15 protein-coding genes are annotated in these 15,053 nt (G+C 33.9%); 6 read left to right on the forward strand and 9 right to left on the reverse strand.

Features of this window, described 5'->3' with window-relative positions; genetic code table 11:
• The first annotated feature begins 86 nt into the window (after positions 1–86).
• The 4 genes from CLOLE_RS20170 to CLOLE_RS20185 all read left to right on the forward strand — a co-directional run bounded on the left by CLOLE_RS20170 (position 87) and on the right by CLOLE_RS20185 (position 5,135).
• Entirely contained in the window at positions 87–1,208 is a 1,122-nt protein-coding gene (locus CLOLE_RS20170) for a LuxE/PaaK family acyltransferase (RefSeq protein ID WP_013658974.1), read from the forward strand.
• Positions 1,205–2,515: an acyl-CoA reductase gene (locus tag CLOLE_RS20175; protein WP_013658975.1), complete on the forward strand. Its 1,311-nt coding sequence runs from the start codon at positions 1,205–1,207 to the stop codon at positions 2,513–2,515. The genes CLOLE_RS20170 and CLOLE_RS20175 overlap by 4 nt, the downstream gene beginning before the upstream one ends.
• A gap of 207 nt (positions 2,516–2,722) precedes the next feature.
• Positions 2,723–3,286, forward strand: a complete 564-nt coding sequence (gene ahpC, locus CLOLE_RS20180; protein WP_013658976.1) for an alkyl hydroperoxide reductase subunit C — start codon at positions 2,723–2,725, stop codon at positions 3,284–3,286.
• A gap of 181 nt (positions 3,287–3,467) precedes the next feature.
• Positions 3,468–5,135, forward strand: coding sequence for an FAD-dependent oxidoreductase (locus CLOLE_RS20185; RefSeq protein WP_013658977.1), 1,668 nt, complete (start codon positions 3,468–3,470; stop codon positions 5,133–5,135).
• Positions 5,136–5,297: 162 nt separating this feature from the next.
• On the opposite strand, the gene CLOLE_RS20190 is transcribed toward CLOLE_RS20185, so the two are convergent.
• The 3 genes from CLOLE_RS20190 to CLOLE_RS20200 form a co-directional block, all read right to left on the reverse strand.
• Positions 5,298–6,017, reverse strand: a complete 720-nt coding sequence (locus tag CLOLE_RS20190) for a ThuA domain-containing protein (protein WP_013658978.1) — start codon at positions 6,015–6,017, stop codon at positions 5,298–5,300.
• A gap of 4 nt (positions 6,018–6,021) precedes the next feature.
• On the reverse strand, positions 6,022–6,747 hold the full coding sequence (locus tag CLOLE_RS20195; protein WP_013658979.1) for a sugar phosphate isomerase/epimerase family protein: 726 nt from the start codon (positions 6,745–6,747) through the stop codon (positions 6,022–6,024).
• A gap of 303 nt (positions 6,748–7,050) precedes the next feature.
• On the reverse strand, positions 7,051–7,395 hold the full coding sequence (locus CLOLE_RS20200; RefSeq protein ID WP_013658980.1) for a hypothetical protein: 345 nt from the start codon (positions 7,393–7,395) through the stop codon (positions 7,051–7,053).
• Between the two features lie 290 nt (positions 7,396–7,685).
• On the opposite strand from CLOLE_RS20200, the gene srtB reads away from it, so the two are divergent.
• Both srtB and CLOLE_RS22225 read left to right on the forward strand, forming a co-directional pair.
• On the forward strand, positions 7,686–8,468 hold the full coding sequence (gene srtB, locus CLOLE_RS20205; RefSeq protein ID WP_013658981.1) for a class B sortase: 783 nt from the start codon (positions 7,686–7,688) through the stop codon (positions 8,466–8,468).
• Between the two features lie 159 nt (positions 8,469–8,627).
• Positions 8,628–10,316 (forward strand): collagen-binding domain-containing protein, encoded by a 1,689-nt coding sequence (locus CLOLE_RS22225; protein ID WP_013658982.1) that lies wholly within the window; start codon positions 8,628–8,630, stop codon positions 10,314–10,316.
• A 99-nt stretch (positions 10,317–10,415) separates the two neighbouring features.
• Here the strand turns inward: CLOLE_RS22225 and CLOLE_RS20215 are convergent, their stop codons facing one another.
• The 6 genes from CLOLE_RS20215 to CLOLE_RS20240 all read right to left on the reverse strand — a co-directional run bounded on the left by CLOLE_RS20215 (position 10,416) and on the right by CLOLE_RS20240 (position 14,887).
• Positions 10,416–10,922, reverse strand: coding sequence for a membrane protein (locus CLOLE_RS20215; RefSeq protein ID WP_013658983.1), 507 nt, complete (start codon positions 10,920–10,922; stop codon positions 10,416–10,418).
• 249 nt (positions 10,923–11,171) lie between these two features.
• Entirely contained in the window at positions 11,172–11,714 is a 543-nt protein-coding gene (locus tag CLOLE_RS20220; protein ID WP_013658984.1) for a hypothetical protein, read from the reverse strand.
• A 16-nt stretch (positions 11,715–11,730) separates the two neighbouring features.
• Positions 11,731–12,774 carry an ABC transporter substrate-binding protein gene (locus tag CLOLE_RS20225; RefSeq protein ID WP_013658985.1) on the reverse strand — a complete coding sequence of 348 codons (1,044 nt, stop codon included), beginning with the start codon at positions 12,772–12,774 and terminating at the stop codon, positions 11,731–11,733.
• Between the two features lie 29 nt (positions 12,775–12,803).
• Positions 12,804–13,517: an ABC transporter ATP-binding protein gene (locus tag CLOLE_RS20230; protein WP_013658986.1), complete on the reverse strand. Its 714-nt coding sequence runs from the start codon at positions 13,515–13,517 to the stop codon at positions 12,804–12,806.
• The gene (locus CLOLE_RS20235) at positions 13,504–14,268 is read right to left on the reverse strand and encodes an ABC transporter permease (protein ID WP_013658987.1); all 765 of its coding nucleotides are present in this window, start codon (positions 14,266–14,268) and stop codon (positions 13,504–13,506) included. The genes CLOLE_RS20230 and CLOLE_RS20235 overlap by 14 nt, the downstream gene beginning before the upstream one ends.
• Positions 14,255–14,887, reverse strand: coding sequence for a hypothetical protein (locus tag CLOLE_RS20240; RefSeq protein WP_013658988.1), 633 nt, complete (start codon positions 14,885–14,887; stop codon positions 14,255–14,257). Before CLOLE_RS20240 ends, CLOLE_RS20235 begins: the two co-directional genes overlap by 14 nt.
• Positions 14,888–15,053: the final 166 nt, after the last annotated feature.

Genomic DNA, 15,053 nt, shown 5'->3' on the forward strand with positions numbered 1-15,053 from the left:
GTAAGAAACACTTATTTTCTAGACATCATGCAGCCACTAAGAGAAATGACTGAGGAATGATTCAAAATAAAAACAGGAGGCTACCTATGGATTACCGAAATAAACTCTTTACCCATAAGAACCCCTATGATTTAGCTGAAACAGATGGTCTTTTTATAAAGGCCATTAAGCAAAATGGACAATTCCAATATGAGCATTGCCCTGAATATGCAACAATACTTGATAGCAACTACTTCTCTTTTTCCTCATTAAATACAATCAATGATTTAGCCAAGTTACCTTTTATTCCAACTCTATTCTTTAAATCACACCAGCTTTTCACCATGCCACCTGAAAAACTTCTTATTAAAGCAACCTCCTCTGGTACTAAAGGTAAGAAAAGTCATATTGGCTTTGATAATCTAGGCCTTTATTGCGGCCTTCGTATGGTTCTTCGTCTAGGAAAAATTCATCATCTCTTTTCCATTAAACCCACTAATTATATTCTCCTCGGTTATGAACCTCATAAAAGTAATCAAACAGCTGTCACTAAAACAGCTTTTGGAGCTACTTTATTTGCTCCTCCCTTACATCGTGCTTATGCTCTGAAGTATACGCCTGAAGGTTATAAAGTAGACTTAGAAGGCCTTATTACTGCTCTTGAAAAGTATAGCCATCAACCTTTTCCTGTTCGCTTCATGGGTTTTCCTTCTTATACTTATTTCCTACTGGAAAAATTAAAGGAAAAGGAACTAAATTTCAAGCTCAAAAAAGGCTCTAAGGTCTTATTAGGGGGTGGCTGGAAGCAATTCTTTACTAGCCAAGTTGATAAAAAAGAACTTTATCAATTAATTGAAAACACTTTAGGCATTCCAGAATCTCATGTTGTAGAATTTTTCGGTGCTGTTGAGCACCCTATTTTATACTGTGATTGTCCTAACCATCATTTTCATATTCCTATTTATAGTAGGGCTATTATAAGAGATGTTCATACATTAGAACCTGTTAAAAATGGTCAAATAGGTCTTATCAATCTTATTACTCCAATGGTCAAAAGCGTTCCTCTACTCAGTGTAATGACTGACGATCTAGGTATATTACATGATGGGGCGTCTTGTGGCTGTGGTATTACTTCTCCTTACCTAGAAATCATAGGTAGAGTCGGACTTCAAGATATCAAAACCTGTGCTGCTGGTGCGGCAGACTTATTAAAGGAGATAAAGCTATGATTTTAATAAATGGTGATATTATCCCCTCTCATATGCAAAATAAAATTCTAGAAGACCTCCCCTCTAGGCTGAGTCAAACTTTAGCTACTAGTATGCTTAATCCTTATTGGGTAATAGAAGCTTGTGATCAACTTTCTAAAAAGCTAGCAAATGGTGAATATAATCATTTTATTTCTAGACTTCCTATAGACCAAACCTTAGTAAAGGAGGAATTACATACTGTTATCCATATGCTCAAAAGAGAAAGTTTACTTTGTAAATTACATACAGAATTAGGCTCTAAACCTTTTGAACCTGAAATCATTCTCCCTCCTTTTGAGGAGAGAGCTATTATCAAACATACCTATCCTCTAGGTGTTTTATTTCATATTGCCGCAGGCAATGCTGATGGTCTTCCTGCTTGTAGCATCGTTGAAGGCTTATTAGCTGGTAATATTAATATCTTAAAGCTCCCACAAGCAGATAAAGATCTGTCTATCACTTTACTTGCTGAGCTTATTGCTATAGACCCTAGACTCAAGGAATATATTTATGTTTTTGATACACCTTCAACCGACCTTGAAGCCATGAAATGTATGGCTCAGCTCTCTGATGGTGTTGTCGTTTGGGGTGGTGATTTAGCTGTAGCTGCTATTAGAAAAATGGTTAATCCAGGTACCAAACTTATTGAATGGGGCCATAAATTGGGCTTTGCTTATATAGTCCCTAATGCCATAAGGGATTCTGCTCTTACTGCTTTAGCTCTGCATATTTTTAGGACCAAACAACTTTTATGTAGTTCTTGTCAAACCATTTATATTGATACCGAAAATATAGATGAAATCTATAGCTTCTGTGAAATGTTCCTTCCTTTTATGGAACAAGCTGCTATTAAATATCCTATTAACGATATGGGTGCTATTGCTCAGTCTAGCTTACAAGTTTATAATGCTGAACTAGAAAGCCTTTTTTCTACCAACCGTACTTATAAAGGTAAAGGTGCAAGTTTAATTGCCAAATCAGATCATACGCTAGAACTTTCTTTTATGTTTGGTAGCTGCCTTGTTAAACCCTTACCTCGTCATCAGTTATTAGAAGTCCTTCGTCAAAGTAAGCCTTACCTTCAAACAGCTGGTTTACTCTGTCTTGCCAAAGACTATCCTATTCTCTCCAATTTACTTTTGAGAGCTGGTTTAGTTAGGGTAAAGGAGCTTGGCAAAATGTCTGACATTACTTGTATGGATGCTCATGACGGAGACTATCCTCTTAGGCGTTACACAAGAATAACAGAATGTGATGCTATTGAGTATGATACTCTTAACATATAAAAGGCTACAAAAACATTTATGCACGTCTTAAAAGTTGATTACACAACTAAAGACGTGCTTTTTAGTTACCTTAATTTATTGAGATTTAAATTATAAATAAAATTTCAGGATAAAGCTTGACAAATTAGTAAATAATAATTATTATTAGTTATATAAATAAATGATATAGATTATCATTTGATAGTGAAAATATAGGAGGAATAAATTATGTCATTAATTAATAAAAAAGTTTCAGATTTTAAAGTTCAAGCATACCAAAACGGTGATTTTAAAGAGGTAACACTAGATTCATTAAAAGGACATTGGTCAGTCTTTGTATTCTATCCAGCAGACTTCACTTTCGTTTGTCCAACAGAACTAGGTGAGCTTGCAGATAACTATGCAAAATTCCAAGAAATTGGTTGTGAAGTATACTCAGTATCTACAGATACTCACTTTGTTCATAAAGCATGGGCTGATACTTCAGATACAATCGGTAAAATCAAATACCCAATGCTAGCAGACCCAACTGGAAAACTCGCTAGAGACTTTGAAGTTATGATTGAAGATGAAGGCTTAGCTCTAAGAGGTTCATTCGTTATTAATCCAGAAGGTGAAATCAAAGCTTACGAAATTCATGATAATGGTATCGGAAGAAATGCAGAAGAATTACTAAGAAAAGTTCAAGCAGCTCAATTCGTTGCAGAACATGGTGATCAAGTTTGCCCAGCTAAATGGCAACCAGGTGAAGAGACTTTAACACCAAGCTTAGATTTAATTGGAAAACTTTAATAAAATGAAGTTAGGGGAAGCTGCTACTTTGCAGCTTCCTCTTACTAAATAAAGATATTTTTAAAGAATTAACCTTTCATTTGATTATTTAACAATGTTTTGATTTAGTTAAGACAGAATTGATATTACAGATGAATGACTAACTTCATATTCAATTAAAAAATGAAAAGGAGGATTAATAATGGAAAAAATTTATGACTTAGTAATCATTGGTGGTGGTCCAGCTGGACTTTCTGCCGGGATTTATGCTGGAAGAGCCAAATTAAACACCCTCATTATCGAAAAGGATGAGTTAGGAGGACAGGTAAATAAGACCTATGAAGTTTCCAACTACCCAGGTGCTAGAGATAGTAATGGTCCAAAACTCATGTCTGATATGAGAGCCCAAGCAGATGATTTTAATGTAAACTTTTTATCAGCAACTGTTTTAGGTGTCTCATTAAATGGTGATACTAAAATTCTTCAAACAGATAAAGGTGATGTCAAAGGAAGATCTGTAATCATTGCAACTGGTGCTTCTCCAAGACAACTAGGCTTTAAAGGTGAAAAAGAGTTTACTGGAAGAGGTGTTGCATACTGTTCTACTTGTGATGGACAATTCTTTGAAGGTCTCGAGGTATTTGTTATTGGTGCTGGCTTTGCTGCGGCAGAAGAAGCCATATTCCTTACCAAATATGCGACTAAAGTAACTGTGATTGCTAGAGAACCAGAGTTTACTTGCGCCAAGTCTATTGCAGATAAGGTATTGTCACATCCTAAAATCGAAGTCAAATTTAATACAGAAATCATTGAAGCTAGCGGAGATGATATGGTCAACTACGCTAAATTTACTAACAACCAAACAGGAGAAAGCTTTGAATATCACGCCAAAGAGGATGATGGCTCATTTGGTGTCTTTGTTTTTGTAGGCTATGCACCTCAAAGTGAGCTATTTCGAGAAGTATTAGAAATGGACCCTGCTGGATATATCATTACTAATGAAAATATGGAAACTAATATTCCAGGTGTTTATGTAGCTGGCGATTTAAGACCAAAGGCTCTAAGACAAATTGTAACGGCTGTTTCAGATGGTGCTATTGCTGCTACAGCAGCTGAAAGATACGTTATTGAACTTAAAGACAGATTAGGTATTAAGGACGAATATATTCCACCTAAAAAAGTAGAAAAAGTTGCTCCTATTAGTTCTAGTTCAGAAAATATACTAACAGCTGGACGTAGTTCTCTTTTAAACGATGGACTAAGAACACAACTACAAGGTGTTTTAAGTAGAATGGAAAAAGAAGTGACACTTATTACTATTGTAGATGAGCAAAATGCAAAGTCTATTGAATTAAGAGATTTATTGTTAGACATTGCTGATTTAGGTGAAAAAATTAATCTTGAAGTTTATACCAAGGGACAAAATAAAGACCTTGAAGCTCAGTTTAATGTAGAACGTTACCCTATAGTATTCCTTTTAGATCATGCTAAAACATATAGCGGTGTTAAATTCTATGGCGTACCAGGTGGTCATGAGCTCAACTCTTTCATATTAGCTATTTATAATCTAGCTGGACCTGGTCAAGCTATTAACGAACAAGTCCTAACAGACATTAAAGATTTAAATCAAAATACTAATATTAAAGTTTGTGTTTCCCTCTCATGCCATCTCTGTCCAGATGTCGTTGTAGCTGCTCAGAGAATTGCCATGGAAAATAAAAATATAGAAACAGAAATGATTGATATTTCTCTCTTTAAAGAATTAAAAGATCAGTATAAGGTCATGAGTGTACCTGCCGTTATTATCAACAATGAAAAAGTATACTTTGGTGCTAAAAAAATAGACGAAATCGTAAAACTTATTTCATAAAAAAGGAGCTGAGCGCTAAAAAATTAGTGCCCAGCTCCTCTTTCTATATAACACCAATAGCTAGGCATAGAAAAGCCTGACTATTGGTGTTAATTCAAGTTGTATTCGACTTATCTTCAAATTAAGAAAGGTCCTGCAACATCACGATTTTTATGTAAAAGATCAAATTGCTTCATAAGAAGCTGTGTTCTCGCATTCTATAGGTAATGTCCTTTTAATCTCAGAATGACACCATCTCACAGCATTAATGATAATTTTCTGTATCTCTTTCATATGATAAATCGGATATTCCTCATGTCCTGGTTGGAAATAAAAAATTCTTCCATAGCCCCTTGTAAAAGTACAGCCACTTCTAAATACCTCTCCACTTGCAAACCATCCTGTAAAAACGACTTCATCTGGCTTAGGTATATCAAAGAATTCTCCATACATTTCTTCCTCTGGAATATCTATAGTTTCTAGAACTCCTGCTGCAATAGGATGATACGGCGCAGTAACCCAAAGGCGTTCTCTTGAACCCTCTCGCCATTTTAAACTCATAGAAGTTCCTAGAAGGACTTTCATGATTTTACTATAGTGTGCTGAGTGTAGTGCAATAAGTCCCATTCCCGCAAGAACATGACTTCTTACTCTTTGAACAACCTCATCACTTACTTCTTCCTGCTTTGCATGACTCCACCAGATGAGTACATCTGTATGATTTAGCACTTCTTCTGTAAGCCCATGTTCCTCCATATCTAAGGTTGCACACCTTACAGTGATGGCTTCTTCTTTTCCTAAGAATTCTGCTATGCAGCTATGTATACCTTCTGGATAAATGGCTTTGATTGCCTCATATTCTCTTTCATGCACAAATTCATTCCATACAGTAACTCTTATCATAAGACTAGACCTCCACTTTTCTTCTTATCCACTTTGCGGATTCTATCATAAATTCAAGATAGTTTTCTGCTTCAAAATGTTCAATGGCTAGGAATCCATCATAATGCATTTTAGATAGCTCTTCTAAAACCTCAGACATTTTAATAAACCCTTTGCCCGCAGATATCGGACATATATTTCCGTTTTTATCATGGGCCCTATCCTTACAGTGCACATGAATGACTTTATTTTTTAGCTTCTCAAAAGCCTCAAGCTCGTCCTCACCACTAATAATAAAATTCCCTGTATCTAAAGTAACATAAAGCGACGGAATTTCATCCAGAAAAGTTCTCATCCCGCATAGTGAGCATAACGGGCTTTTCTCATCATCAAAATCTTCTATCGTTACTCTCATTCCATTTGCCTCTGCCATCTTGCAAAGCTTTCTTGTTCCCTCAATCATTTGTTCTAGTTCTCTTTTTCTAGCACTTTCATCTGTTTTACTATAAAAACCTGGAACAATCATTATTTTATCTGCTTCCATAGCCATTGCTAGCTTTATATGCTTCTTGCAGTTCTCTAAATCCTCAGTCTCAGAAAAATCATAAAATCCATAAATACTAGAGACAGAAAACTCATTTCTTTTAAGAAGTTCCAAAAGCTTATCTGGATTCAAGATATCATCTCTATCCAGCTCAACCGCAGCAATTCCTACTTCTTTTATTTTTTTAGGATTTCCTCCTCTGTACACCCTACCTGCTTTGCTGCTTCTACTATATGATGATGAAAGACGGATATTTTCATATAATTCACCCTTATTTATTATAATTTAATTCATTGTACCATTTAATCAAATAATGAGACAACCAAAAGAGCAGATTAGCTTGCAAACAAAGTTATTCCATAGCAAAAAAGGATATTTTCAACCAATTCATTGAAAATATCCTTTTCATTTATATTTTCTAAGTTAGTAAAGTCCTCTTAATTAGACCTCTGCTATTATAACCACCTTATAGAAATATCATTTTCTAGTTTTACCTTTCAACTTGACACTTTAATAAGGAAAGAAAGGATATGGCTGAGCATAAGGAAATGGTGGAGCATAATATGGATAAGGTAATAATGATAGTGCTAATATAGTAGCAAGTGGAAATCTCATACGTCTAAACCTTCTAAATCTCCTAGGATTCCTAAATTGCATCTGCCTATTGTCTTCATCCTCTCGAATGATTACATCTTCTCCCATAAGAACATTAACACCATCTGGTTCTACGCTTTCAATAACGCCATCAAATTCACGTCCATCTTGCATTCTTATAATAACATGATAATTCATCATTTCTTTACACTCATTATATAAATTTTGTAAGTTTGAACTACTACTTGCTTCTGATTGCATTTTATCAACTCCTTCATATACTATAATATTAATTTGTAAAAAAATGGTTCCATATCCAATAAATAAAATCTATATGAACTTGCTTAATCTATATCTTAGTTAATCCCATTTTAATGTTTAAAAAATTCAAAAAATTAATTCTTTAAATAGTAGATTTAATTTAAAAACTAGCATATAATCAATAAATAGTATTATTAAATATTTTTTATTAAATACTCTCTCATTAATAATTAACTAGTTACATTAATTTTTATATGTATTCTTTAGAAAGGTTCTTAATATGATATACCATGAATAAAAAAAATCTAAAACCCAAAGTCCTCTTATTTATATTTTCTTTCAGTATTATAGTAAGCATTATGTACCTTTCAAACTATTATTACCTACAATATAAAAATGAGACCTTATATAAGGGACTTCAAACCAAAGTCATTCAAACTAAGACAAAAGAATCTTTTAAAACAACTCAGCCATCTTCCTCGAACCAAGAGACTCTCTTCGAAAGCTCCTATTTAAGTATTGACTTTAATGAGTTAAAAGAACTTAATAATGACATTTACGCTTGGATATATATTCCTGGTACAGAAATTAATTATCCAATACTCCAGCATCCAGAAGATGATAATTACTATTTAAATCACAACATAGATGGTCAAAGGGGCTATCCCGGCTGTATCTATTCAGAGAGCTATAACAAAATAGATTTCTCCGATCCAGTTACTGTAATATACGGCCACAATATGAACAACGGAACTATGTTTGGCTCATTGCATAAATATGAAGATGCTAACTTCTTAAATGAGAATTATTGTATATCTATTTATACACCACAACAAGCTTTTAAGTATGAAATAGTCTTAGTAACAGAATATGATAATAGTCATATTTTAAAGCAGTTTGATTTCCTAAATGAGGGAGGTAAAACTCTATTTCTAAAAAGGATTTTAAATGAATCTCAAAAAGTCCTAACCAAAGATCTAGATGTTAATTCAACTTCCCAGTTACTTATCTTATCAACCTGTTCAAAAACTAATTCTGCTAAAAGACTTCTAATAATAGCTCAAAAACAATAAGACAATACTATTTATTAATTAGTTTTATATAGATATTAGATACATTACACTTATTCCCTATTACTGAATAGTCCCCTTATCGGATTATTAATAAAATTTAATTCAGGCACATATATTTTATATGTTATCTTGATCAAACTGAAAGGATGGATTCTATTAATGAAACAAAAACGCACATTTAGATTCAAAGTTGCATCAATACTTGCATTAACTCTTATTTCATTTACTTGCTTAAACTACACTACATACGCACAACCAACATACAACAAAGCCTATACAATCGAAAATGTTTTAAGTGATTATGAATACTTTATACGAGAGGATTTAACAGCCACTAATTCAGGCCATTGTGTTAGCGCCATAGCAGTAGGCGGCACATTAGATACACCAAACACGGTAGGTGATGCTCAAGTCGCTGCTAGCTATGTCAAATATATTAAAAGGTTAGGTGGTTTTGAACAAGGTAAATGGCTTACTGGTTCAGCCTATGATACATATAAAGTACCTGAGTTTTATTATGATACTGTAGATGCCAGCGTACCATCTTGGCTTGCTGAAAGGCTTACACATTCTCCAAGTTATATTGACTTTGATAAAGCCTTTACAGAACTCGAAGATCAATCAGTTGCATGGAGTAACTTAGGAACCTCTGCTTATTCAATAAATAGTGGTACATTAACCCTTACATTAGCTCCTGCAAAGGATACCTATATAACCATTCCATATAATGCTATTACCACTACAAGTAGCATTGTTATTGAAGGCCTTTCATCTGTTCAAGATTTTGTAGACTATAAATATATCATTTCTATTACAGGAGTAGAAAGTACTGATTTTACACTTTCATTTTATAACATTAACATGAATGGTAAATCTTTTAGCCAAGCATTAAAAGACCTTCAAGGCGGAACCAATGGAGCACAAATAAACCTTGAAGGAATGAAATTGGTTTGGAATTTTCCAGATGCAACTGGAAACCTAACAGCCCAAGGACTTTCTGGACACCTAGTGGCACCACAAGCTGATGTTTCATTAGAGGGTGGCAACTTTGAAGGAGGCATTATTGCTAAGAATGTTAAAAAATCCGATGCAGAAGGCCATTTCTATCCTTTTTATAAACCTGGAGTAACTCCTGAGCCTAGTCCTACTTCTAGCCCTGAACCTACTTCTAGCCCTAGTCCTACTTCTAGCCCTAGTCCTACTTCTAGCCCTAGCCCTACTTCTAGCCCTAGTCCTACTTCTAGCCCTAGTCCTACTTCTAGCCCTGAGCCTACTTCTAGTCCTGAGCCTAGTTCTAGTCCTAGTCCTAGTCCTACTTCTAGCCCTAGTCCTACTTCTAGCCCTGAGCCTACTTCTAGTCCTGAGCCTAGTTCTAGTCCTAGTCCTAGTCCTACTTCTAGCCCTAGTCCTACTTCTAGCCCTAGTCCTACTTCTAGTTCTACTCCTGGCCCTGAACCTACTTCTAGTCCTACTCCCGGCCCTGAACCTACTTCTAGTCCTACTCCTGGCCCTGAACCTACTTCTAGTCCTACTCCTGGCCCTGAACCTACTTCTAGTCCTACTCCTGGCCCTGAACCTACTTCTAGTCCTACTCCTGGCCCTGAACCTACTTCTGGTCCTACTTCTAGCCCTAATAACACCTCTAACAGCACTTCTCCTGGTGATGCTAATTCTTATTTATTGGGTGCCAATACTAATCTTGACGGTCAAGCGAACTCAAACACACAGGATAATGCCTCTCCTAAGACCGGCGAGAATCATTCAACAACCATCTTTTTAATAATTATCCTTATATCAGGAGTCGGACTCCTTAGTATAAAAAAACAAAGCAAGAAGCATACAAATTAAATAAATTCATAAAAAATAAGAAGTGTAGTCTAATCTGTACTAGATCTACACTTCTTATTTTTATACCTACTTAATTTTTATCACTATCACTTGTCTCTTTTAATTTAAGATTTCTGCTGTATCATTTTTCTTATCTTTTATTTTATGAATATTTAACATAGTCATTCTTGCTATAGGCTGTGCCACAAAAGTTTCTACAGCAAAAGCTATAGCAAAGTTTCTCGGCCATTTATAGAAGAATGTATGAATTGGCTCCATACTTATTTTCCCTACACCAATCCATGTTCCTATTACTGTTAAGAATATTGACATTAAAAGAACTGTACATAATGTGTTTATAATGATATGTGCATTAAAACTATCTTCTTTTGCAATAATTTTTGAGGTCATCCACTCAGCTGGTTTATGTGTCAATAAAACTAAAGCAATAACACTTATCCAAACAAATGGTATGACTCTTAATGTATCAGCCCATACATACATATTAAATCCAAATTCAAAACAAGTAATTAATGGTGCAATTATATTTACTGATATAATAGATATAGTAGCTAAAAACAAAGCAAATTCCTTTTTGTTACGTGGTAGTTTCATATAAAATTCCATTTTTGTCTTCCTCTTTTCTTTTAACTTAGTACTGGAGCAAAAATAAAGCGTGAGACCATTATACATAGTCTCACGCTGAACAATTATACGCGCCAATATTCATTTACTTGTTATTATAAATAAACATTTTACTTTTTTCAAGCATACTTTTTTATTGATTTTATTTTAAATAAAACCATATTTTTTGTTTATGATACGGTTCACCTTACCTAGTTAAGGGAAAGATAAAATATCTACACCCATTATATTTTAGGCCATTATGACAAATAAGTCTTCTGGCCTAGCTTCCATAATACTTCTAGCTAATTCTTTCCTTAATACTAATAGTCTTTCTTGATCTTCTTCCTTCATAGGTACATTCTCTGCCTTGCACTTATGTGCTAGTTTTGAATAAGTAATAAATTCATCTGGAATAATACTTTCTTTTAAATATAGCTTAATAAGCTTTTCATTATACCCTATTTCAAAATAGTATCTGCCACCACCTGGAGCTAGCTGCCCTAACTTATCCTCAGCATACTCAAGGTCTAGTCTTAATCTATCATATGTTTTTACACGCATAACCATTTCAGTTGCATCAATAATACCTTTACCATTGCATCCTATACCACTATAAAAGCTAAAGTTTCCTCTCTCTGGCACTTCATCACAAAGTTTAGGAAACGTCATAAGCATGATCTTAAATGCAAGTGCTGCTCCACCTAACATTTGCTTTCCATGGTATTTTAATAAATCTTCATAAGTGATTTCAATAATATCATTATGGTCTTTTACTTTAATTTTTTCTACCATTATTATTTACTCCTATTTATTTGATGAAAAGTTCATCTGTGTTAATTGGTTGTTCAATCATTTCTGTTTCATACATAAAGTCTGCTACATTTTGAAATGCTTTATAGTCTTCTTCTGTTACTTCAATATTAAAGTCATATTGAGCAAACATTTCCTCAACAGCTGCTTTATCTAAATCTAGTTCTGTTGCAACAATTTCCATAGTTTCTTCATGGTTTGTATTGATATATTCAATGATGCTAGCTTGTGCATTCATAAATACTTCTAATTCTTCTTTGTATTCATTATAGAAGTCTTCTCTAACTGCTACTGCAATAACCGCATCTGTTAACCCTTTACCATCTGTTACTAAGTTATATCCTTGTTGTTTTGATTTGTAAGCAGTAGGCCCTGCAACAAGTGCAGCATCAATGCTACCACCGTCTAATGCTGCTTTTGCATCTGGAATAGACATGTTTACATAGTTAATATCATCAATGGTCATATTCGCTTCTTTAAGATAGGCTACTAGTAATTGGTGTAAATTAGTTCCAACTGGGCCTGCAACTGTTTTACCTCTTAAATCTTCTGCTGATTTAATTGTTTCATCACCTGAATATAAGCAAAATGCTTCTGGAGATCTACTGTACATATTTAAGATTTTAATGTCCGCACCATTTGCTGCTGCTAGAACAACAGAAGTACCTCCAACAGCATATAAGATATCTACATCTCCTGATGCTAATGCTTGAGTTTGATCAGCTCCTGATGTAATCTCTGCATACTTAACTTCGATTGTTTTACCATTCTTGCTAAATTCATCAACAAATACATTTTGATTTTTTTGGATAATACTTGGCACATTAAGTGGTGATGTTACATGAGTAATTGTTAATTCATCTAATGTTGATTGTGATAAATCTATAGCTCCTGTATCAACTGCCTCTGTAGGTGTAGGCTCTGTTGTTGTAGTGTGATTGCTACCAGCTGATGAATTACTATTTGATGCACATCCTACCATAGATGTCATCATTACCCCCATTACTAATGCTGATGTTAATACTTTCTTTGCTAATTTCATTACTTTTCTCCTTTGTTTGTGTCTTTTTATTAAACAATTTTTAAATCATCAATAATTTGTTTTTTTAATGCTACAAATTTATCATCTAATAAGTCTCTTACATGATTTTCTTCCTCAATTTCATATTGAGACTTAATGATTCCTTTTTCTAAAATTACTATTTTATCTCCGAGAATCAGTGCTTCATCTATGCTATGTGTAACAAATAAAATAGAACACCTTGTCTTATGATGAATCTTTAATAATTCTTTTTGCATTTGTTCTCTTGTAAAAAAATCTAATGCTGAGAAAGGCTCATCCATCATAATAAAATCCGGATTACAGGCGATTGCCCTTGCAATAGATACTCTTTGCTTCATACCACCTGATAACTGACTTGGGTAAGCACTACAAAATTTCTTTAGACCTACCATTTCAATGATCTCATCTATTTTTTCTTCATTAACTTCTTTATTTTTTAGGCCAAAGGTTATATTCTTTTTGACATCTAGCCAAGGCATTAATCGATCTTCTTGAAAAACATATGCTTTTCTTTTTAAATCAGCCCCTTTAATGGCTCCTTCCTCAAATTTCTCTAAACCTGATACAAGCCTTAATAGTGTGGTTTTTCCACATCCACTTCGTCCTAGAATAATCGTAATTTTATTAGCTGGTATATTTAAATCAATACCATCTAGAACTTTAACCTGGTCTTTCTCAACTGCATAAAACTTACTTACATTTACTAATTTAATCCCATCCATTTTTCTCTGACCCTTTCAAAGTCTTATCAATTATCAGCGCAAATAACCTGTCTGTGATATACCCCACTACACCGATTACTAAAATCCCAACAATTACCTTATCTGTCCTGGACATTTGTTGAGCAAATAAAATCATGTGACCTAGTCCAGCTGATGCAGCAATCATCTCTGCACTAATAATAGCTCGCCAGCTATAACCCAGGCCTATGCGCATGCCTACTAATATATCCGACATGGCATATGGCAATCTAATCTTAAAGAAACTATCTACCTCGGAGTAGCCATAAATTTCTCCAACTTCTAGCAACTTCTTATCACAGCTTACAAAGCCTTTGACTGTGTTTAAATAGATTGGAAAAAATGCAGTTAATACGATAATACCAACTTTTGTTGTCTCACCTATACCAAACCATAAAATTAATAGTGATATTAGACTTAATGGTGGCACATTTTTTAAAAACTGAACAATGCTTTCATAGTAGTCATTACATCGAGGCAAAATAATCCTCACCATTGCAAATAGAAATGCTACTAGTGTTGCTATAAAAAAACCTTTTAAAACCCTGATATAACTAATATAAATATCTTCAAAAATTTCACCTGTTTGAAGCATCTTAAAGAAGCTATTTAGAACCTTAGATGGTGATGGTAATATATAAGAACTCACTACCCCCATCTTTGTTACAAGTGCCCATATTGAAATCAAAATAACTACTGAAATGGTTGTTTTAATTACTTTACTTCTGTTCATTGATTAATACTCCATCTCCATTATGGCAACCATTATGACAATACAGCATTTCGACTAATTCATCTTTCTCATATAAATTCATCTTAAAATAATTTTCTATATTTTCTTCTCCAGAAATGCTACTTATTTTAGCCTCTAAATTTTCAAAATACCCTGGTGGAATTGGACTTTCATCCAGTGATTTGATTTGAATTTCTCTATCTGGATCTAAATGCTTTAAGAATTCCTTCCAGCTTATAAACTCCGTATCTTTTAGCTTCAGCTTATTTCCATAGCTTGCCAAACTCTCACACGGTGTTGTAATAATCTTCTCATGGCCTTTTAGCTCTTCTCTGCTTGCTAGCTCTATTCCACAGTGTATCAAGATTGGGTCAATTGAAGGTACTAATAGTTTTTTATTATCTAAATATGGGCTCATTGTCTCAATAGCTTTTGGACAGCGTTTATCTACGATAGTTAACTTTGTGTGCTTAAGCATTTCATTATACTTTTCTTTTACTAGCTTATGCCAATCTACCTTTACTTCTATTCTCTGATACCCCTTCTGAAGTAATGCCTTATCTAATTGTTCTTTCATATACATCTTGTCTATAACAGGATTAATAAAAATGTATCTCATAACTTCCTCTTCTTTAATTATTTTTCAAATTAATGGTATTTAACATATTAAGTATTTTAATCACTTTGTTCAGTATACATTATTAGATATTGATATTCAATATCATTTATGAAAAACCTCATAATTCCTCTCAAAATTCTTTATATCTATCTTCTTAGTTCAAAAT

It is taken from the genome of Cellulosilyticum lentocellum DSM 5427 (assembly GCF_000178835.2).
GTDB lineage: Bacteria > Bacillota > Clostridia > Lachnospirales > Cellulosilyticaceae > Cellulosilyticum > Cellulosilyticum lentocellum.

Bases quoted from the DNA above. Each gene is read 5' to 3' on its own strand.
- CLOLE_RS20170 (WP_013658974.1), top strand. From the start codon at position 87: ATGGATTACCGAAATAAACTCTTTACCCATAAGAACCCCTATGATTTA.
- CLOLE_RS20175 (WP_013658975.1), top strand. From the start codon at position 1,205: ATGATTTTAATAAATGGTGATATTATCCCCTCTCATATGCAAAATAAA.
- ahpC (WP_013658976.1), top strand. From the start codon at position 2,723: ATGTCATTAATTAATAAAAAAGTTTCAGATTTTAAAGTTCAAGCATAC.
- CLOLE_RS20185 (WP_013658977.1), top strand. From the start codon at position 3,468: ATGGAAAAAATTTATGACTTAGTAATCATTGGTGGTGGTCCAGCTGGA.
- CLOLE_RS20190 (WP_013658978.1), bottom strand. From the start codon at position 6,017: ATGATAAGAGTTACTGTATGGAATGAATTTGTGCATGAAAGAGAATAT.
- CLOLE_RS20200 (WP_013658980.1), bottom strand. From the start codon at position 7,395: ATGCAATCAGAAGCAAGTAGTAGTTCAAACTTACAAAATTTATATAAT.
- srtB (WP_013658981.1), top strand. From the start codon at position 7,686: ATGAATAAAAAAAATCTAAAACCCAAAGTCCTCTTATTTATATTTTCT.
- CLOLE_RS22225 (WP_013658982.1), top strand. From the start codon at position 8,628: ATGAAACAAAAACGCACATTTAGATTCAAAGTTGCATCAATACTTGCA.
- CLOLE_RS20215 (WP_013658983.1), bottom strand. From the start codon at position 10,922: ATGGAATTTTATATGAAACTACCACGTAACAAAAAGGAATTTGCTTTG.
- CLOLE_RS20220 (WP_013658984.1), bottom strand. From the start codon at position 11,714: ATGGTAGAAAAAATTAAAGTAAAAGACCATAATGATATTATTGAAATC.
- CLOLE_RS20225 (WP_013658985.1), bottom strand. From the start codon at position 12,774: ATGAAATTAGCAAAGAAAGTATTAACATCAGCATTAGTAATGGGGGTA.
- CLOLE_RS20230 (WP_013658986.1), bottom strand. From the start codon at position 13,517: ATGGATGGGATTAAATTAGTAAATGTAAGTAAGTTTTATGCAGTTGAG.
- CLOLE_RS20235 (WP_013658987.1), bottom strand. From the start codon at position 14,268: ATGAACAGAAGTAAAGTAATTAAAACAACCATTTCAGTAGTTATTTTG.
- CLOLE_RS20240 (WP_013658988.1), bottom strand. From the start codon at position 14,887: ATGAGATACATTTTTATTAATCCTGTTATAGACAAGATGTATATGAAA.